At 71.6% G+C, this 18,236-nt stretch carries 14 protein-coding genes; 5 read left to right on the top strand and 9 right to left on the bottom strand.

The genetic code is table 11. The features are described 5' to 3' along the window. The first annotated feature begins 115 nt into the window (after positions 1-115). Positions 116-574, top strand: coding sequence for a DUF5991 domain-containing protein (locus ACKUB9_RS17835; RefSeq protein WP_407524823.1), 459 nt, complete (start codon positions 116-118; stop codon positions 572-574). A 54-nt stretch (positions 575-628) separates the two neighbouring features. Here the strand turns inward: ACKUB9_RS17835 and ACKUB9_RS17830 are convergent, their stop codons facing one another. The 5 genes from ACKUB9_RS17830 to ACKUB9_RS17810 form a co-directional block, all read right to left on the bottom strand. Continuing rightward, on the bottom strand, positions 629-988 hold the full coding sequence (locus tag ACKUB9_RS17830; RefSeq protein WP_407524821.1) for a YciI family protein: 360 nt from the start codon (positions 986-988) through the stop codon (positions 629-631). A gap of 120 nt (positions 989-1,108) precedes the next feature. Further along, positions 1,109-1,753, bottom strand: coding sequence for a L,D-transpeptidase (locus ACKUB9_RS17825; protein WP_407524818.1), 645 nt, complete (start codon positions 1,751-1,753; stop codon positions 1,109-1,111). Positions 1,754-1,863: 110 nt separating this feature from the next. Then, positions 1,864-4,278 (bottom strand): putative bifunctional diguanylate cyclase/phosphodiesterase, encoded by a 2,415-nt coding sequence (locus tag ACKUB9_RS17820; protein WP_407524816.1) that lies wholly within the window; start codon positions 4,276-4,278, stop codon positions 1,864-1,866. Positions 4,279-4,398: 120 nt separating this feature from the next. After that, positions 4,399-5,964, bottom strand: coding sequence for an acetolactate synthase large subunit (locus tag ACKUB9_RS17815; protein ID WP_407524813.1), 1,566 nt, complete (start codon positions 5,962-5,964; stop codon positions 4,399-4,401). Positions 5,965-6,092: 128 nt separating this feature from the next. Beyond that, the gene (locus ACKUB9_RS17810) at positions 6,093-7,115 is read right to left on the bottom strand and encodes a PAS domain-containing protein (protein WP_407524810.1); all 1,023 of its coding nucleotides are present in this window, start codon (positions 7,113-7,115) and stop codon (positions 6,093-6,095) included. Positions 7,116-8,277: 1,162 nt separating this feature from the next. On the opposite strand from ACKUB9_RS17810, the gene ACKUB9_RS17805 reads away from it, so the two are divergent. From ACKUB9_RS17805 to ACKUB9_RS17790, 4 genes are all read left to right on the top strand, one after another. Then, positions 8,278-9,336, top strand: a complete 1,059-nt coding sequence (locus ACKUB9_RS17805; RefSeq protein WP_407524808.1) for a zinc-binding metallopeptidase family protein — start codon at positions 8,278-8,280, stop codon at positions 9,334-9,336. 220 nt (positions 9,337-9,556) lie between these two features. Further along, positions 9,557-10,555 carry a fumarylacetoacetate hydrolase family protein gene (locus ACKUB9_RS17800; protein WP_407524805.1) on the top strand — a complete coding sequence of 333 codons (999 nt, stop codon included), beginning with the start codon at positions 9,557-9,559 and terminating at the stop codon, positions 10,553-10,555. A 98-nt stretch (positions 10,556-10,653) separates the two neighbouring features. Next, on the top strand, positions 10,654-11,097 hold the full coding sequence (locus ACKUB9_RS17795) for a VOC family protein (protein ID WP_407524802.1): 444 nt from the start codon (positions 10,654-10,656) through the stop codon (positions 11,095-11,097). Between the two features lie 335 nt (positions 11,098-11,432). Continuing rightward, positions 11,433-12,740 carry a pilus assembly protein TadG-related protein gene (locus tag ACKUB9_RS17790; RefSeq protein WP_407524799.1) on the top strand — a complete coding sequence of 436 codons (1,308 nt, stop codon included), beginning with the start codon at positions 11,433-11,435 and terminating at the stop codon, positions 12,738-12,740. Positions 12,741-12,776: 36 nt separating this feature from the next. Here the strand turns inward: ACKUB9_RS17790 and ACKUB9_RS17785 are convergent, their stop codons facing one another. From ACKUB9_RS17785 to ACKUB9_RS17770, 4 genes are all read right to left on the bottom strand, one after another. Beyond that, complete coding sequence (locus ACKUB9_RS17785; RefSeq protein ID WP_407524797.1) at positions 12,777-13,541, bottom strand: SDR family NAD(P)-dependent oxidoreductase; 765 nt, start codon at positions 13,539-13,541, stop codon at positions 12,777-12,779. Positions 13,542-13,682: 141 nt separating this feature from the next. Continuing rightward, on the bottom strand, positions 13,683-14,132 hold the full coding sequence (locus ACKUB9_RS17780; protein WP_407524794.1) for a Crp/Fnr family transcriptional regulator: 450 nt from the start codon (positions 14,130-14,132) through the stop codon (positions 13,683-13,685). Between the two features lie 86 nt (positions 14,133-14,218). Further along, entirely contained in the window at positions 14,219-15,205 is a 987-nt protein-coding gene (locus ACKUB9_RS17775) for a DUF6662 family protein (RefSeq protein WP_407524791.1), read from the bottom strand. A 136-nt stretch (positions 15,206-15,341) separates the two neighbouring features. After that, on the bottom strand, positions 15,342-18,206 hold the full coding sequence (locus ACKUB9_RS17770; RefSeq protein WP_407524789.1) for an ABC transporter transmembrane domain-containing protein: 2,865 nt from the start codon (positions 18,204-18,206) through the stop codon (positions 15,342-15,344). Between the last annotated feature and the right edge of the window lie 30 nt (positions 18,207-18,236).

Here is an 18,236-nt window from a genome sequence, read left to right as displayed (position 1 = left end):
GGCTCCGCACCTGCGCCCACCGGCCGCTGACCGCCGCGCCGCGGGAGCCGTTGCGGTGCGGGCGGCCCGGATCGATAAGGCCGCGGCAGGAGAGGCCGCGACGAAAGGAGATCCGGTGCGACGTTCAGCCAAGGCGGTGATCGGCCCGGCCCTGATGCTTGCTGCGGCGCTCAGGGGAGCGCCCGCGGGGGCCGCGCCCGATGGGACGGGAGACTGGGCGGGCACCTACGCGTACGCCGCCGATGGCGGGCGCACCGCCGGGGGAAGCGCGGTCGTCGTCGTTCACACCCTGCGGCTGGCGCCCGCCTCCGGGCGGCCCTGCCAGCTCACCAGCAGCGGCTTCCAGACCGACACCACGATCCTGTGCGAGGTGACGGGCTCGGCCCGGGAGATCACGGTGGCCTTCCGGAGTTACGGCTACGGACGGCCGGTCAACGCCTACGGGGTTGCCGTATACCGGCCGGGCCAGCCCCTGTTTCGCCTCAGGCGGACAGGCCGGCGCTTCGAGACCGAGATGCTCGGCCTCGGTGCCGACGGCGCGAGGAGCGGCGCGCTGTTCGCCAAGACGTCGTGAGGGTGTCCTGAGTGGCGGACCAGCGAACCGGTCCGCCGGGCGCCGAAGAATGCGTCAGGTGAAGTCGGCCAGTTCGTAGAAGGGGCGGATCTCGATCTCGCTCCGGCTCGGCATGGGGTTGGGGCAGCGCTCGGCCCACGCCACCGCCTCCGCCATGTCCTTCACCTCCCAGACCCAGTACCCGGCCACGAGTTCCTGCGTCGCCGGGAAGGGACCGTCCACCACGGTGCGGCTCGGGCCGTCGAACACGATCCGCTTGCCGTCCCGGGACGGACGAAGGCCGTCCGCGGCCTTGAGGAGGCCCGCCTCGATCAGCTCCGCGTTGTAGCGGCCCATGGCCTCCAGGAGGTCGCGGCTCGGCATGAGGCCGGACTCGCTCTCGGGCGTCGCCTTGACCAGAACCATCACGCGCATCGGTCTCTCCCATCGGGCGGGGCCGCGTCGGTCGCGCCCCTCATGGTCAAGACGAACGGGGCCGCCCCGGACCGACATCGGCTGGGCACGATTCTGGTCGAGGGGCTGGGCGGCCGTCCCTCAGACCCGGTACCGGCCGTGGCGCTTGACCAGCACGGTGGTGCCCACCGGCACGCGCTCGTAGAGGTCCACCACATCCTCGTTGAGCATGCGCACGCAGCCCGAGGACATCTGCTCGCCGATGCTCCAGGGCTCGTTGGTGCCGTGGATGCGAAACAGGATGTCGCGCCCGCCCTGGTAGAGGTAGAGGGCGCGCGCGCCGAGGGGATTGTCGACGCCGCCCTTGCGCGAGCGCGGCAGGTCGGGGTTGAGGCTGACCATCCGGGAAGTCGGCCCCCAATCGGGCCAGACGCCCTTGCGGCCGACCGAGGCCGTGCCCTTCCACGAGAAGCCGAGCTTGCCGACCCCGACGCCGTAGCGGATCGCCTCGCCGCCGTCCTGCACGAGGTAGAGGTGGCGCTCGTCGATGTCGACCACGATGGTGCCGGGCTTTTCCGGCCCCCGGTAGGCGACGGTCTGGCGCCGGTACTTGGGGTCCATCCGGCTGCGGTCGACGAGAGGCACGTCGAAGGGCTGGTCCGGCATCGTGCCGATGTACCACGCGGCGTCCTCGTCCACGGCCGCGACCCGCGCGGGGGCGCGGGCGTTGCAGGCGGCGAGCGGCAGGCCCGCCAGGAGGGCGAGGAGGATCCGGCGCGGCAGCATCAACGCACCCCGATTCGGTCAGGAGGAGTCATGGCGCTCTGCCTAACCGCTCCCGGGCCGCCAGGGTGTGTCATTCGGGCCGCAGGCGCGGCCGATCCGTCACGCCGGCTTCAGGCCGCCGCGCTTCCCGCCGCGCGGGCGGCGACGAGGCGGCGCACCTCCGCGGCCGGCACCGGACGTCCGAACAGGAAGCCCTGCACCTCGTCGCAGGGGCCGGCGCGCAGGTGCTGGAACTGCTGCTGCGTCTCGACGCCCTCGGCCACGGTGGTGATGCCGAGGCTCGCCCCCAGCTCGATCACGGCCCGCACGATCGCGGTCGAATGGCCGTCGAGGCCGAGGGCGCGCGTGAAGGAGCGGTCGATCTTGATCTTGTCGAACGGGAAGGCGCGCAGGTAGCTGAGCGACGAGTAGCCGGTGCCGAAATCATCGATGGCGATGCGCTCTCCGAGGTCGCGCAGCGCGTGCAGCATCGCGATGTTGGCGGCGTTCTCCGACAGGAGCACGGTCTCGGTGATCTCCAGTTCGAGCCGGTGCGCCGGCAGGCCGGTCGCCGCGAGCGCCGCCGCCACGCCGAGAGCCAGGCCCGGGTTGCGAAATTGCACCGGCGAGAGATTCACGGCGACCCGCAGGGGCTCCGGCCAGCCCGCGGCCTCCCGGCAGGCGGTGTGCAGCACCCACTCGCCGATCTGCCCGATCAGGCCCGCCTCCTCGGCGACCGGCACGAACTCGGCCGGGGAGACGAGGCCCCGCTCCGGGTGGTGCCAGCGCAGCAGCGCCTCGCAGCCCGTCACGGCGAGGCTGCGGGCCGAGAGGATCGGCTGGTAGTGCACGTCGAGCGCACCCGCCGCCACCGCGGCGCGCAGATCCGCCTCCAGCGCCCGGCGCGCCTGCAGGGCCGCATCCATCGTCGGCTCGAACAGCCGGACCGTGCGCCGGCCCTCCGCCTTGGCGGCGTAGAGCGCCATGTCGCCCTTGCGCAGGAGCAGGTCGGGATCCGTTCCGTGCTCGGGCGCGAGGGCGACGCCGATGCTCACGCCCACCGTGACCTCCTGGCCGGCGAGGCCGAAGGGCCGGGAAAGGGCCGCGACCACCGCCTCGGCGCAGGCCACCACGGCCTCCGGCCGCTCGGCCCCGAGCACGATCGCGAACTCGTCGCCGCCGAGCCGCGCCACCGTCCCGGCCTGCGCCGCGCAGGTGCGCAGGCGGGAAGACACCTGCCGCAGCAGGTCGTCGCCGGCCGGATGGCCGAGCGAGTCGTTCACGACCTTGAAATGGTCGAGGTCGAGGCAGAGCAGGCCGACGCGGCCCCCGCGCCCCGGCAGGCCGGCCATCGCCTCGGTCAGGCGCGCACGGAACAGCACGCGGTTGGGCAGGTCCGTGAGCGCGTCGTGATGCGCCATGTGGACGATGCGGGCCTCGGCCCGCCGCATCTCGGTGACGTCGACCACGGCCGTCAGCGTCGCGGGCCGCCCCTCGAAGGGGATGGCCCGCGAGTAGGTCGTCACCTCGATCGCCCCGCCGCCCCGGCGGCGGTGCCCCACCACGCCCCCGGGCGCCGGGTCCGCGCCGGACGCGCCGAGATCCGCGACCGACATCGCCAGGAAGTCGTGCCGCGCGTAGCCGTAATGGTCCACGGCCGCGTCGTTGACCGCGAGGAAGCGCCCGTCCTCGCCGCACACCCACATCGGCAGCGGGTTGGTCTCGAACAGGAGGCGGGCGGAGGCCTCCCGGGCCTTCATGTCGCCGATGTCGGTGAGCGTGAGGCCGAGCAGGTCGCCGAGGGAGGCGACCTCCACCCGGAGGTGCAGCAGCGTTCCGTCGTCCCGGCGATACGCCGTCTCGTAGGCGAGCCGGCCCTGCCGGCCGAGCGCCTCGGTCAGCCGCGCGAGCGTCGTGGCGGCCGGCAGGTCCGGCAGCACGGCGGTGAGGCGCTGCCACAGCACCTCCTCGACGCGGCGCCCGAACATCGTCGCGGTGGCCTCGTTGAGCGCGACGACCTGGAAGTCGATCGGGCGCCCGCCCTCGTCGCGCAGGGCGCCGAGCGCCAGCATGCCCTGCCCGGTGGCGCGGAAGACGGCCCGCAGGAGGTTAGTCCGGGTCGTCTCGCCGGCGAGGCAGAGGAGGACGAAGCGCCCGCCCCCGCGCCCGCGCAGCGGCAGCCCGATCAGGTCGGTGGTGAGCACGACGCCGCCGCTCACCCGGTTGCAGCGCGTCCGCACGGGCTCGTCGCCCGTCCCCGCATCGGCGACGATCTGAGACAGGGAATGGCCGAGCCCCTCGCTCAGGTCCGCGACCGCCACGTCGCGCGCAGGGCCGCCGAGCCAGGCCTCGAACGCGTCCCCGCCCCAGAGGATCGTCGCGCCCCCCTCGGGCCTGACGGCCACCAGGGCGACGCGGCCGCCCCCGCGCCCGAGATTGCCCAGAACCACGTCCTCGTAGGCCGGAACGCCACGCGAGGTGAGCCGTGCGGATTGCCAGCGTCGCAGCAGGGCCTCCGCCAAAACCGGGTCAGCCGTGTCGCTCATCGATCTCTCGTGCAGGGTGATCGATCCTGATTGCCTGCGAGGTCGTTAAGAGATCTTGAAATTTCGACGGCTATACTTTGCGTGCGCAGCGGTTCCTTGCGGAAAACGATCGAGATGCCGTCAGAGCGCCACCTCGATCAGGAACGGCCCGCGCCGGGAGAGCGCGTGCCGGAAAGTGTCGATGAACTGGGCGAGCGTCTCGACCCGCCGCCCCTCGACGCCGTAGCCGCGCGCGAGGCTCGGCCAGTCGATCGGCGGATCGTCGAGGGTGAGCATGTCGATGGCCTTGCGGCCCGGATTGGCGCCCACGTTGGCGAGTTCCGCCTTCAGGATGGCGTAGGAGCGGTTCGACCAGATCAGGGTCACCACGTCGAGCCGCTCGCGCGCCTGCGTCCAGAGGGCCTGCGCCGTGTAGAGCGCGCTGCCGTCGGCCTGGAGCGTGATCACCTTGCGGTCCGGGCAGGCCACCGCCGCCCCGGTGGCCATCGGGATGCCGAGCCCGATCGACCCGCCGCTGAGCTGCAGCCACGCGTGCGGGGCCGCCGCGTGGGTCGCGGGAAAGAAGTTGCGCCCGGTGGTGATCGATTCGTCGCAGACGATCGCACCCTCGGGGATCAGCGCGCCGAGCACGCGGGCGATCGCGTCCTGGTCGAGGCGGTCCCCGCCCGGCAGGTCCGGCCGGGGGCTCGCGGGAGGCGGGGCCTCCGCGGGCGCACCGACCGCCGCGGGAGCGCCGACCGCCTCGGCCAGCCGCTCCAGCGCGTCGATCTGATCCTGCTCGGGGGTGGCCAGCGCGAAGACGTCGCAGGTGGGTGACGCCAGCGCGCTCGGCTTGCCCGGATAGGCGAAGAAGGCGACGGGCAGCGTCGCGCCGATCAGGATGATGTGCCGGAAGGGTTCGAGCACCGCGCGGGCCTGATCGACCGGATAGGGCAGCCGCTCGATCGGCACGGTGCCGGCGCCGCGGTCGATGCGGGCGTTCGAGGTCATGGCGAGGAGCTGCGCGCCGGTCTTCTGCGCGATGCGCGCGGCGATGCGGCGCCCCTCCCCGCGCACCGCCCGGTCGCCGAGATGCAGCAGCACCGGCTCGCCGCTGCGCAGGGCCGCGGTCGCGTGCACGATCGCCTCCTCCTGCACCGGCGCCCGCGCCGGCACCGGCACCGGCGGGGCGACGCCGCTCCCCTCCTCCCAGGCGGTGTCGGCCGGCAGGATCAGGGTGGCGACGCCGCCCGGCGGCGAGAGGGACGCCGCGACGGCGGCGGCCCCGTCCGCCGCCACCTCCCGCGCGCTCAGGCCGGTGCGCACCCAGGCCGAGACCGGCCGCGCCAGCCCCTCGATGTCCGAGGTGAGCGGCGCGTCGTAGGCCCGGTGATAGGTGGCGTGCTCGCCCACGATGTTGACGAGGGGCGAGCGGGCGCGGCGGGCATTGTGCAGGTTGGCGATGCCGTTGCCGAGGCCGGGGCCGAGATGGAGCAGGGTCGAGGCCGGCTTGTCGGCCATGCGGGCGTAGCCGTCCGCGGCGCCCGTCGCCCCGCCCTCGAACAGGCACAGCACGGCGCGCATGCCCTCGACCCGGTCGAGCGCCGCCACGAAGTGCATCTCCGACGTGCCCGGATTGGTGAAGCAGACCTCGACGCCCCCCGCCACCAGCGTGCGGACCAGGCTCTCGGCACCGTTCATGGCCATGCGCGTCTCCTTCTCCGGGCAACCCACGCCAACTCGCCCGCGGCCTCGTCGGTTGCCGCTCGCGCGCGCCGCGTCAAGGCCCGCTCGGCCGCGTCGGCCGTCGGCGCGGGAGATGTTCGGCGGAAGCCTCACTCCGTCAACGCCACCGCGATCCGGTTGCCCTCGACGAGCGTGAAGGTGATGCCGGCCGCCCGCAGGGCCGCCAGCACCAGGGGACGGCTGCGCCGTCCGCCCTCCGGATCCTCCTCCAGGCGGCGGACGGTCGAGAGCGAGAGGCCGCTCGCCCGCGCGAGATCCTCCAGCGTCCAGCTCAGGAGGGCGCGGGCGGCGCGCAGGTGGCGGGGCTCGATGCCCTGCTCCAGCCCCTCGCGCAGGCGGCCCGTGGGCCGGGGCGGCGCGACCCCCTGAGGGAAGTTCGCCGCGGCCCAGCCCTCGATCGATCCGTCGCTCCGGCGCAACGGGACGTTCACGTGCGTGAAGCGCCGGGCCGTCCCATCCGCCAGGAGCACGGTCATGCCGAACGAGCCGGGCTTGTGCGTGTCGAAATGCGTCCACAGCCAATCGTGCAGGGCCGGTCGGTCCTCCGGCGCCACCGAGCGGGTCCAGTCGTCGACCAGTTCCTCGTTGGTGCAGCCGGTGAGCGCCAGGTATTCCGGCGCCCACTCGACGGTCGGGACGCGATCGATCCAGACGGTGAAGACCTGCGCCTGCTCGAACAGGGCCTGCCGCTGGCGCTGCTCGGCGCGGCGCGCCTTGGCGAGCGCCTCCTCGTTGCTGACGTCGATCAGCGCCCCCGCGGCCCGCAGGGGGCGCCCCATCGGATCGACGAATACCTCCGCCCGGCTCCGCACGACGCGCAGCGTGCCGTCCGGGCGGATCAGGCGCACCCGACGGTCGATGAGGAGCCCGTCGAGCAGGGATTGCCGGAACTCCGGCAGCGGCAGGCGATCCTCCGGGTGCAGCAGGCTCAGGAGCAGCGCGAAGTCCGGTTTGACCGCCCGCGCGTCCAGGCCGAGCAGGTGATAGAGGCCCTGCGACCAATGCTGCTCGTTCGTCACGAAGCTCCAGCGCCAGAGTCCGACCATATCGAGGCCGTCGATCAGGCGCAGGTACTCCGCTAGATTGGCGTGCGGGAGGCGCAAATTCGGCATGGACCTTCGGCGAGAGGGCCATCGAACTCAACGGCAGGTAGCATCATTACGCAAGGTCGAGAAGCCAGCTAACAGTTAGCCGCGTCGAGTGGTCGCGACGCGATGCGGTTCCCGGTCCCGCTGCGAGAGCGCCGATCCGCCCCGGATCGGGTCGTCCGGGCGGCGGATCGCTCGGCCGGATGGGAACGCGGGGAATGCCGCGGCAGCCGACGAATGGCCGCGCTGATGGCCGCCCTGATGGCCGCTCTCGTGCATCCACGGCATTCGCCCTCTGCGGGGGCTGAACCTCGGGCGTCGCGGCACGTTCGCGAAAAGCCCGTTCGCCAAGAGGCCTTCGCCAAGAGGCCTTCGCCAAGAGGCCTTCGCCAAGAGGCCTTCGCCAAGAGGCCTTCGCCAAGAGGCCTTCGCCAAGAGGCCTTCGCCAAGAGGCCTTCGCCAAGAGGCCTTCGCCAAGAGGCCTTCGCCAAGAGGCCTTCGCCAAGAGGCCTTCGCCAAGAGGCCTTCGCCAAGAGGCCTTCGCCAAGAGGCCTTCGCCAAGAGGCCTTCGCCAAGAGGCCTTCGCCAAGAGGCCTTCGCCAAGAGGCCTTCGCCAAGAGGCCTTCGCCAAGAGGCCTTCGCCAAGAGGCCTTCGCCAAGAGGCCTTCGCCAAGAGGCCTTCGCCAAGAGGCCTTCGCCAAGAGGCCTTCGCCAAGAGGCCTTCGCCAAGAGGCCTTCGCCAAGAGGCCTTCGCCAAGAGGCCTTCGCCAAGAGGCCTTCGCCAAGAGGCCTTCGCCAAGAGGCCTTCGCCAAGAGGCCTTCGCCAAGAGGCCTTCGCCAAGAGGCCTTCGCCAAGAGGCCTTCGCCAAGAGGCCTTCGCCAAGAGGCCTTCGCCAAGAGGCCTTCGCCAAGAGGCCTTCGCCAAGAGGCCTTCGCCAAGAGGCCTTCGCCAAGAGGCCTTCGCCAAGAGGCCTTCGCCAAGAGGCCTTCGCCAAGAGGCCTTCGCCAAGAGGCCTTCGCCAAGAGGCCTTCGCCAAGAGGCCTTCGCCAAGAGGCCTTCGCCAAGAGGCCTTCGCCAAGAGGCCTTCGCCAAGAGGCCTTCGCCAAGAGGCCTTCGCCAAGAGGCCTTCGCCAAGAGGCCTTCGCCAAGAGGCCGTTCGCCTGAGATGGTCGCCAGGAGACCCCGATGAAGCTGTTCCAGTGCCAGTCCTGCGGCAACATCCTGTACTTCGAGAACCGGACCTGCCAGCGCTGCGGCCATCGGCTCGCCTACCTGCCCGAGACCGGCACGCTCTCGGCGCTGGAGCCGGCCGGGGGCGAGGACTGGACGCCGCTCGCCGCCAGGGACCGGCCGAGCCGCTTCTGCGCCAACGCCGTGCCGGATGCCTGCAACTGGCTGGTGCCGCCGGGCTCGGGCGACGCCTTCTGCCTCGCCTGCCGCCACAACGGCACGATTCCCGACATCGCGGACCCGGCCCATCTCGAAGCGTGGCGCAAGATCGAGGTCGCCAAGCACCGGCTGATCTACTCCCTGCTGCGCTGGAACCTGCCGTTGAAGACCCGGACCGAGGATCCCGAGCACGGCCTGATCTTCCACTTCCTGGCCGATCCGCCCGCCGACGGACCGAAGGTGATGACCGGCCACGACAACGGCGTCATCACCATCGCCCTCGTGGAGGCGGACGACGCCGAGCGCGAGAAGCGCCGCGCCGCGATGGGCGAGCCGTACCGCACCCTGCTCGGCCACTTCCGGCACGAGGTCGGCCATCACTACTGGGACATCCTGGTGCGCGACCGGGGCAAGCTGGAGGCCTGCAGGGCGGTGTTCGGGGACGATTCCCAGGATTACGGGCAGGCGCTCGAACGCCACTACGCCGAGGGACCGCCCGCGGACTGGCAGGAGCGCTTCGTCTCGGCCTACGCCACCACCCATCCCTGGGAGGATTTCGCCGAGACCTGGGCGCATTACCTGCACATCGTCGACACCCTGGAGATGGCGTCGAGCTTCGGGCTGCAGGTGCAGCCGCTCCTCGACGCCTCCGGGACGCTCGCCGCCCGCATCGGGTTCGACCCCTACGCGGCGGAGGACATCGCGATGATCGTGAACGCGTGGCTGCCGGTCGTCTTCGCCCTCAACAGCGTCAACCGGGCGATGGGGCTCAACGACCTCTATCCCTTCGTCCTCGCGCCGCCGGTCATCGCCAAGCTCGGCTTCATCCACGACCTCGTCCACGGGCGGGTCTGAGCCCCCCCCATAGCGCCCGGCCCCGGGCGCGTCCTTCCGAGCCCCAAAAAGCCCGGCCCCGGGCGCGTCCTTCCAGGCTCGAAGCGCCCGGCCCCCCGGGCGCGTCCGAGCCCGTAGCGTCCCGCTGCGGACGCGTCCATGATGGGAGGCGAAGCCCCGCGGGAGCGCGTCCGACGCCATCGGCGCTGCCGGGTCCGGGCCTGGGAGGACACCGACGCCCATGAAACTCGCCAGCCTCGCGCACGGCCGGGACGGCCGCCTCGTCGTCGTCTCGCGGGACCTCACCCGCGCCACCGACGCCTTCATCGTGGTGCCGACCCTGCAGCAGGCCCTCGACGACTGGCCCCGCTACGCGCCGGCCCTGGAGGCCCTGGCCGAGCAGCTCGAACACGGCTCGGTGCCCTCGTTCCGCTTCCACGAGCATGCCTGCGCGGCGCCGCTGCCGCGGGCCTTCGCCAGGCTGCACGCGGCGGCCTGGCCGAGCCACACGGCCCTGCTGCGGCAGGCGGAAGGGGCGGAGGCGCCCGCCAGCGACCCGGCCGACCGCCTGAGGCGGGCGGTCTCGGACGGGTTCCTCGGCCCCCGCGATCCGATCCCCGCCGACCCGACCGCCTCCCTCGACCTCGCGGCCGGCCTTGCGGTGATCACGGGCGACCTTCCGGCCGGCGCCGGACCCGACGAGGCCGCGCAGGCCATCCGCCTCGTCACCCTGGTGGGCGAGGTGATCCGCCGCGACCGGCTGCGGCCGGACGGCCTCGACCTCGACGGGCCGCTGGCGGCGGGCGTGACCGCGAGCCTCGGTCCCGTGGTGGTGACACCCGACGAATTCGGGCCGGCGTGGCAGGGCGGCATGCCGCAGCGCCCGCTCTGCGTCACCCGCAACGGCGCCCTCCTCGGGCGGCCGGAGGCCGGGGCCGACCTCGGCGCCGGGTTCGCCGCGCTCATCGCCGCGGCGGCGGCCCGCCATCCGCTCGGGGCCGGCAGCCTCGTCAGCGCCGGGCCGGTCTCGAACCGCGGCATCGACGGCGGACCCGGCCGGTCGGTGGCGGAGGGCGGCGCGGGCTTCGCCTGCCTGGCGGAGGCGCGCGCCGCCGAGGTTCTGGGCAGCGGCTGGGCACGCCTGCCCTACCTCTCGGCCGGCGACCGCCTGCGCATCGAGATGAAGGACGGCGCCGGCCACTCGATCTTCGGGGCGATCGAGCACGACGTCGTCGGCTGACCTCCCGGTTTCCCGCGTGCGGGAAACCCGGCTTCCCGCCTGCGGGAGACGCGCTATCTCGGAAGGGAGCCGGGCGGTCCGGCGCCGGACTCTTCCCGATGCCCGATCCCGCGCCGCTGCCCGAACTCGCCGAGGCGCTGCCCGACACGCCCCTGCGCCCGGCGATCCACCTCGACCATTGCGTGATCCACGTCTCGGACTGGGAGCGGTCCACCGCCTTCTACCGGGACGTGCTCGGGGCCGAGCCGGTGCCGGTGGGCCGGGGCTTCGCCTACCGCTTCGGCGGCGTGCAGCTCAACGTGCACGGTCCCGGCCAGATCGGCGAGCCGCGCGCCCGGCTGCCAGTGATGCCCGGCGGCAGCGATCTCTGCTTCCGCTGGTCGGGATCGATCGAGGAGGTCATGGACCACCTCGATCGCCACGGTGTTTCGGTGGAACTCGGCCCGGTGCCCCGCAACGGCGCCGCCGGTTCCGGCATCAGCGTCTATTTCCGCGATCCGGACGGCTCGTTGATGGAATTCATCACGTATCCGACTCCCTAAGGGGCGGCGCCTCCGCACCGGACCACAGGATTGCCGCCAGACCCGAGCGGCCGGGTCCGACATGGCCGGGCGCTGCGACCGCGATTCAATGCTCGCATCCGAGCCGATGCTTGGCGCCATTCAGCGGTTCCCCGATCCAGCTTGGCAATTCATGATTGACTTAAGGGCATGATCCCTCGGTACTGCGAGCGGCTTAGATGAAAATGACTAGTCCAGACGCAGGCTTTATCTGGTCGTTTTAAACCTTCTGCAATGCGGCTGCGCACAAAACTGTCCCGGGCCGCGGCGCCATCCGCCGGCGGCGGAACGGATGACGTCGGGACGAGACCAGGGTCATGGATCTGCGCATTCTTCGGCGGGCCGGCAGGAGCCAGCTCCGGGGCCGCCTGTCGGGCCTCGCGGCCTCGTTCGGGCGCGACGCGTCCGGCGCCGTCGCCCTCATGCTGGGAATCCTCCTCCTGCCGCTGCTGATGCTGATCAGCTTCGGGATCGACTACACCGCCTCCACCAAGGCGAGCGCCGAACTCGACGCGGCGGCCGACGCGGCGGTCCTGTCCGTCGTCACGCGCAGCGGGCTGGCGCTGTCCGCCGAGGACGCCCGCGTCGCCGCCGAGCAGTACTTCCGCTCCACCGTCAGCGGCGGAAAGGCCGCCCTCTCCGTCGACGTCAAGGCCGACGTCAAGGACAAGGACGGTGTGCGCTCGGCGGAGATCCGCTTCACGGCCGCGACGCCGACCTCGATCATGAGTCTGCTCGGGTTCAGGTCCCTGCCGCTGGAGGGAATCGCGAAGGCGCAATCGCCGGCGCCGGTCTACCGGGACTTCTACCTCCTGCTCGACAACTCGCCGTCGATGGGCCTCGCGGCGACCCAGGCCGACATCACCAAGATGGAGAAGAACACGGGCTGCGCCTTCGCCTGCCACGATCTGTCGAGCAAGGGCAACGACCTCTACGCCAAGGCCAAGACGCTCGGCGTGCAGATGCGCATCGACCTCGTCCGCAACGCCGCGATGAGCCTGATGGACCGCATGGACGAGAAGGCCATGGTCAAGAAGCAGTTCCGCTCCGCGATCTACACGCCGGGCACCGACTGCACCAAGCTCGGCCTGACCGAGATCGCCGGCCTCAGCGGCGAACATAACGCCAACAAGAACAAGGCCAAGAACATCGACCTGATGACGATCCCGTATCAGGGCTACTACGACGACCAGTGCACCGATTTCGACGGCAGCTTCGCCAAGCTGTCCGAGAAGATCCAGAGCCCGGGCAACGGCGCGACCGAGACCAGCCCGCTGAAGGTGGTCTTCTTCGTCTCGGACGGCGTTGCGGATGCCAATACGCCCTATACCTGCTCGAAGAAGCTGTCGGGCAAGACGCGCTGCCAGGAGCCGATCAAGGAATCGACCTGCAAGCTGCTCAAGGACCGCGGCATCAAGGTGGCGGTGCTCTACACGACCTATCGGCCGATCAACAACGACTGGTACCGGAGTTGGATCGCACCGTTCCAGCCGACGATCGGGACCCGCATGTCGGCCTGCGCCTCGCCCGACCTGTACACGGAGGTGCAGGTCGGCGACGACATCACCACGGCGTTGAACAAGCTGTTCGACAAGGCCCTGGCCCAGACCCGCCTCACGCAGTGAGGACGGCAGGCGCCCCGGGGCTCGCAGCGCCGGGACCTACAGCCCCGAGACGAGGTGCCCGCCATCCACCGGGATCGTCGCCCCGGTCATCCAGCCCGAGGCGTCGCCCGCGAGGAGCAGGAAGGCGCCGTCGAGGTCCTCCGGGCGGCCGAGGCGGCGCATCGGGATGCGCTTGATCATCGCCTGCCCGGGCGGGCTCTCGAAGAAGTCGCGGTTGATGTCGGTGCCGACATAGCCCGGGGCGAGCGCGTTGACCCGGATGCCGTGGCGCGCCCATTCGAGGCCGAGCGCCTGCGTCATCTGCACCACGCCCGCCTTCGAGACCGTGTAGGGGCCGACCCCGCCGGTCACCCGCAGGCCGAGAATCGACGCGATGTTGACGATGGTGCCGCCGCGCCCGGCCGCCCGCCACGCCCGGGCCGCCGCCGTCGACATCGCCCAGACGCCGCGCAGGTTGGTGGCGATCACCCGATCGAAGGTGTCGATGTCGGTGTCGATGGCCGCGCCGCCGTCCGCGATGCCGGCATTGTTCACCACCACGTCCGGCAGTCCGGCGGCGAGGTCGGCGAAGGCAGCCGCCACCGACTCCGCGTCCGCCACGTCGAGGGCGAGGGCGCGGGCCTCCGGCGCGCCCGCCGCGCGCAGGTCCGCCACCAGGGCGTCGAGCCGCTCCTTGCGCCGGGCCGCGACCGTGACCGAGGCGCCGCAGCGGGCGCACAGGCGTGCGAAATGATCGCCCAGGCCGCTCGACGCCCCGGTCACCAGGACGTGGCGGCCCTTGAGACCGGCTGCGAGATCCATGACGTGTCCCCGTGGTGGTGTCGGTGTCGGCGCGCCCTTCAGAGCATTTTCCGACGAAGTGGATGCCGGTTCGTCGCAGACAATGCGGCAAAATCAAAAACCTAGAGCAGGCTTCATGGTTCAGCCTGATCGAAGCCTGCTCTAGACCGCGCGCCGCTGCGCGAGCTGCTGGTTCGTCATCTCGAGACGATGGGCGAGTTCGCGCATCACCGCGATGGCGATCTGCGGAAACTGGGTGAGGAGTTCGAGGAAGACCCGGCGGTCGATGCGCAACGCCGTCGTCGCCTGCACCGCCGTCACGGTGGCGGAGCGGGGCTGGTCGGCCAGGATGCCCATCTCGCCCACGAGGGCGTTTGCGCCGAGCAGCGCGAGGCGGATCCTCGCCCCGCCCGGCCCCTCGATCGTCACCGCCGCCTCCCCGTCGAGGATCAGGTAGGCCGCGTCGGCGGCGTCGCCCTGGTCGAAGAACTTCTGGTCGGGCGCGAAATGGACGCGCTCGCTCGTGAAGGCGAGCAGCTTCAGCCGGGGCGGGTCGATCTCCCGGAACATCGGCACCTGCCGCAGCGACTGCACCTCGGTCTCGAGCGTCATGCCTCACATCCCGGCCGCGATCCGGCTCCCGGCCCCGAGACTGCCGCAGGCCCGCGCCCGGCGCCAGCCCCGTCCGGCCCGGTGCGTCAGAACTCCACGCCGACCTTCACCCGCAGGGCGTGGCGATCGAACTGCGACAGGCCGAACGCGCGCCGCGCGTAGGCCCGGTCCGTGTCCCGGCCCCAGACCTGCCCCGCATAGGCCAACGTCAGCCAGCTCTTCTTGGTGAAGCGGTGGTGGAAGGCCGGGCCGAGGGTGAGCGCCTCGCTCTGCAGGCGGTTGAGGAAGGTGCCGTCGTAGCCGCGCAGGTAGCGGATCTCCGGACCCAGGAAGGTATTTTCGGCGATGCGGCCGACGAGGGACTGGGAAACCAGGAAGGTCGAGGACCGGAATCCCTCCGCCGACCCGCGCCGCCGCCCGGCCGCCGGTTCGAAGCTGACATTCGCGCCGTACCAGAGCCGCTCCGGCACCACCTGGACGTCGAGCTGGAGCACGCTCTCCATGTCGAAGACGTTCGCGCCGTTGCCCTCGACCGGCAGCACCCGGGCGAAGCGGGGGCGCAGCTCCAGCGCGAGGCCGACCGGCTGCTCGGCGGAGGCGTGCAGGAACTGGTGCTTCAGCTCCACCGAGACGCCGTCGAAGGTGCCGAACGCCTTATCGTCGAGGTCGGCGATGTTGCGGACCCGGCGCAGGTCGCCGAAGACGCCGAGTTCGATGCTGAAACCGTCCGTGGGATCGAACTGGTAGCTGAGCTTGGTGTCGAGCACCCGGAAGGCCGACGGGCCGGGGCCGGTGCGCCGCTTGCCGATCCGCGTCACCGTGTCGAGCACCACCTCCTGCTCGCCCTTCTGGCCCGTCTCGGCCCCTTCCGAGAAGCCGAACAGGTGCTCGGTGTCGACCTGTTCCTGCTGGTCTCCCTGCCCGTTCCCCTGTCCGTTCCCTTGTTCCTTGCCCTGCGCCTTGTCCTGCCGGTTCTCCTGTCCGTTCTGTTTGTCGTTTCCTTGCCCGTTTCCTTGGCCGTTTCCTTGGCCGGCCCGGGCGGGCGCCGCCGCGATGGCGGCGAACAGGATCAATGCCGCGGTCCGGGCGAGGCGGACTGCCGGTCTGGAGACTGGTCTTGAGCGAGGCATGACTGTCGAGAACGCTCCGGGACGCGCGGGCCGTCCAGTCGAGGCCCACGAAACCTTCATACCGTGCGCCGCGATCCGCTCAACGGTCGAGGGGTGCCTTGTCCCGTTCCGGCGCGGCTTCGCGTTCCGGTGTGGCCTTCGTGTCCTCCTGCGCCGGCTGCGAGAAGGTCGTGCCGCGCGCCTCCAGCACGCTGTCGAACAGGTGCGCCACCCGCTCGTTCGGCAGGACGACGACGAGGCTCGCCGTCTCGCCGAACCGGTCGAGCAGCAGGTCCAGCACGGCGCGCGCCCGGGTCTCGCCCATCGGCGAGAGCGCGCCGTCGAGGACGAGCAGGTCGGGCTGCCGCACCAGGGCGCGCACGAGGCTCACGCTCGCCCGCTGCCCGCCCGACAGGAAGCGCCCGGAGGGCCCCACCTGGTGGTCGAGGCCGACCCGTGCCACTGCGTCGGTCAGGTCCATCGCCGCGATCGTGGCGGTGATCGCCGCCGTCACGAGGCGCGCGGCGTCGGCCGAGGAATGGTTGATGCGGCCGAACAGCAGGTTGTCGCGCAACGGCGCCGCGAGGCAGACCGAGTCGGGCTCGTAGAAGTCGACGCCCCCCTCGCCCGCCGCGTCGAGGGCCTCGTGCAGGGCCGCGCGGGCCGCGACGATCGCCTCCCGCAAGGCATCGTCGAGGAGGCCGAGGCGGTGGCGGGGCTCGATATAGGCGAGCGGTAGCGCGATCAGGCGGGCCGCATCCGCCCGGCTGTAGCGTTCGAGCCCGAGCCAGCGGCGGCGGGTGCGGGTGAGCCAGGAATGGTGGTGGCTCTCCGCCGAGGCGATGGTGGCGCTGCGCCGGGCGAGGATCGCCTCGTATTCCGGCAGTTCGTCCGCCGAGAGGAACGAGAACTGCTCGAAGAGCGGGTGGCCCATGGGCAGGCCCTGGAAGATCTCCAGCATGGTCTCGGCGATGCGCTCGCCCATCGTCACCAGGGCGGGGGTCAGCCCGCGGCGGTCGAGGACGCGGCGCACCACCGGGTGCTCGGCCAGCGCCCGCCCGATCAGGCTCGGCGTGGTCGGCACCCCGAACAGGAGGTTCTCGCCCACCGTCGCCTGGCGGTTGTAGCGGGCCGTGTCGAAGGGCTCGACCAGATGCGCCCTGCCGTCCGCTTCGAGCCGTGCGCGCAGGGCCGCCCGCGCCTCGATCAGCCGCCCGGCGAGGGCGGGGTGACGGTCCGGATCCACCAGCCCCAGCAGGCCGAAGCGGTAGACCTCCTCGCCCATGCCGATCCGGCGCAGCCAGTCGAGCATCAGGGCGTCGAGCGCGGCGGCATCCGCGACGCCCGCCTGCCCATAATCGATCCAGTCCCCGCCGAGGCTCTGGAGCGGGTTGCCGGTGCGGCGCGCCTCGGCGAGGCGCCGCCGCTCCTCGAGCGAGGACGGGACGGCCTCCGGGTCCGGCGGGCGCTGGAGCCCGTACACGATGTTGTCGCGCAGCGAGCCGGGGAAGAGCACCGGCTCGACGCTGGCATAGGCGATCCGGCGCGCCAGCGCCGAGGGCGCCCACTCGCCGAGATCGTGCCCCTCGACGGCCACGCGCCCGCGGGACGGCACGGCCCGGTGCGCCAGCACGCGCGCGAGCGCACTCGCCGAGGGACTGCCGTCGCTCACGATGCCGAGCCGGACCGGGAGCGGGAGCGACAGGCTCACGCCCTCGACGAGGGGGCCGTGGGCCTCGCGCACCCAGACGTCCTCCACCGAGAGGGTGCCGGTCAGCGGTTCGTCCCGCCCGTTCGCATCCAGGGCGAGCAGGCGCTCGGGCAGGAATTGCTGCACCACCTGCTCGTACTTGACCTGCACGTCGAGCCGCTGCTGGTCCCAGTCGATCAGCTCCTTCAGGGGCGGGGGCAGGTCGCGGTAGGCCGCGATCACCGCCACGAGCTGGCCGATGCTGAGCTGGCCCTTGAGCGCGAAGTAGCCGCCGATGCAGTAGAACAGGAACGGCGTCATCTGCGCGAGCAGGTTGTTCAGGAACTTGACCATGAACTTGCGCCGGTAGATGCGCAGGCGCAGGTCGAACAGGCCGTAGAGGCGCTGGCCGATCTCGGCCCGCTCCCACGGTTCGGCGCCGTTGGCGTGCACCGCCTCGATCCCGTCCACCACCTCGCCGACCCGGCCCGCGAGGCGGCGCGAGGCGAGCTGGCGCTTGCGGCCGAGCCGCAGCAGCTCGCGGCGCAGGCGCGGGATGACCACGATCTGCACCCCGACCACGCCCGCCGCCATCAGCCCGAGCCAGACGTTCTGGATCAGGATGAAGGCCATGGCGGTGGCGGCCTGGGAGCCCAGGAAGGCCGGCAGGATGTAGGCGTCGCCGATGAAGCCGCCGACCGGCTCCACCTCGTCGCGGATGATGGTGGCGAGTTCGGACGCCTTCGACTGGCGCACCGATTCCGGCGAGAAGCGCAGGATCAGGGCGAACAGCTGGAAGCGCAGGCGCCGCAGCATGCGCTCGCCGAGCGCGCCCTTGGCCACGTTGATCCAGTACTTGAAGGCGCCGTTGATCAGCACCAGCGCCAGGAACATCGACGAGAGGCCGAACAGGAGTTCGAACCGATCGACGTCGAAGCCGTCGAAGAGCGGCCACGCGCCCCCGAACCAGTCGGGGGTCTGCAGGCGCAGGACGAGGAACTTGGAGGTGGTGTTGCCGTGCTCGAAGGCGTGGCCCTGGATCGCCTCGTTGACGATGCGCCGCGGCAGGTCGAGGGAGGCGAAGTAGAGCGGCAGCGAGGCCAGAACCACGCAGCAGATGAGGATCTGGTCGCGCTTGGAATGCCGCCAGATGTAGCGGAAGAGGCTGCGGTCGAGGCCGCCGGCGGCATCGGCCGCCTCCGGGTCGCTGGCCGCGAGATCCGCGGCGCGCCGCCGCGCCGTTGCGTCCCCTGCTGCCGCTCTCGCCTCCGCCATCGCCCGCGCCCGCTCCTCCGCTCCTGTCTA

The organism is Methylobacterium oryzisoli (genome assembly GCF_046557895.1).
Lineage (GTDB): Bacteria > Pseudomonadota > Alphaproteobacteria > Rhizobiales > Beijerinckiaceae > Methylobacterium > Methylobacterium oryzisoli.
Note: the sequence above shows the minus strand (reverse complement) of the source record. Positions and strands in the feature narration are given on the sequence as shown.

What these genes read in the sequence shown, in the direction of transcription:
- ACKUB9_RS17790 (WP_407524799.1), top strand. Translation starts at nt 11,433, where the DNA reads ATGGATCTGCGCATTCTTCGGCGGGCCGGCAGGAGCCAGCTCCGGGGC.
- ACKUB9_RS17825 (WP_407524818.1), bottom strand. Translation starts at nt 1,753, where the DNA reads ATGCTGCCGCGCCGGATCCTCCTCGCCCTCCTGGCGGGCCTGCCGCTC.
- ACKUB9_RS17780 (WP_407524794.1), bottom strand. Translation starts at nt 14,132, where the DNA reads ATGACGCTCGAGACCGAGGTGCAGTCGCTGCGGCAGGTGCCGATGTTC.
- ACKUB9_RS17800 (WP_407524805.1), top strand. Translation starts at nt 9,557, where the DNA reads ATGAAACTCGCCAGCCTCGCGCACGGCCGGGACGGCCGCCTCGTCGTC.
- ACKUB9_RS17810 (WP_407524810.1), bottom strand. Translation starts at nt 7,115, where the DNA reads ATGCCGAATTTGCGCCTCCCGCACGCCAATCTAGCGGAGTACCTGCGC.
- ACKUB9_RS17830 (WP_407524821.1), bottom strand. Translation starts at nt 988, where the DNA reads ATGCGCGTGATGGTTCTGGTCAAGGCGACGCCCGAGAGCGAGTCCGGC.
- ACKUB9_RS17785 (WP_407524797.1), bottom strand. Translation starts at nt 13,541, where the DNA reads ATGGATCTCGCAGCCGGTCTCAAGGGCCGCCACGTCCTGGTGACCGGG.
- ACKUB9_RS17795 (WP_407524802.1), top strand. Translation starts at nt 10,654, where the DNA reads ATGCCCGATCCCGCGCCGCTGCCCGAACTCGCCGAGGCGCTGCCCGAC.
- ACKUB9_RS17805 (WP_407524808.1), top strand. Translation starts at nt 8,278, where the DNA reads ATGAAGCTGTTCCAGTGCCAGTCCTGCGGCAACATCCTGTACTTCGAG.
- ACKUB9_RS17815 (WP_407524813.1), bottom strand. Translation starts at nt 5,964, where the DNA reads ATGGCCATGAACGGTGCCGAGAGCCTGGTCCGCACGCTGGTGGCGGGG.
- ACKUB9_RS17770 (WP_407524789.1), bottom strand. Translation starts at nt 18,206, where the DNA reads ATGGCGGAGGCGAGAGCGGCAGCAGGGGACGCAACGGCGCGGCGGCGC.
- ACKUB9_RS17820 (WP_407524816.1), bottom strand. Translation starts at nt 4,278, where the DNA reads ATGAGCGACACGGCTGACCCGGTTTTGGCGGAGGCCCTGCTGCGACGC.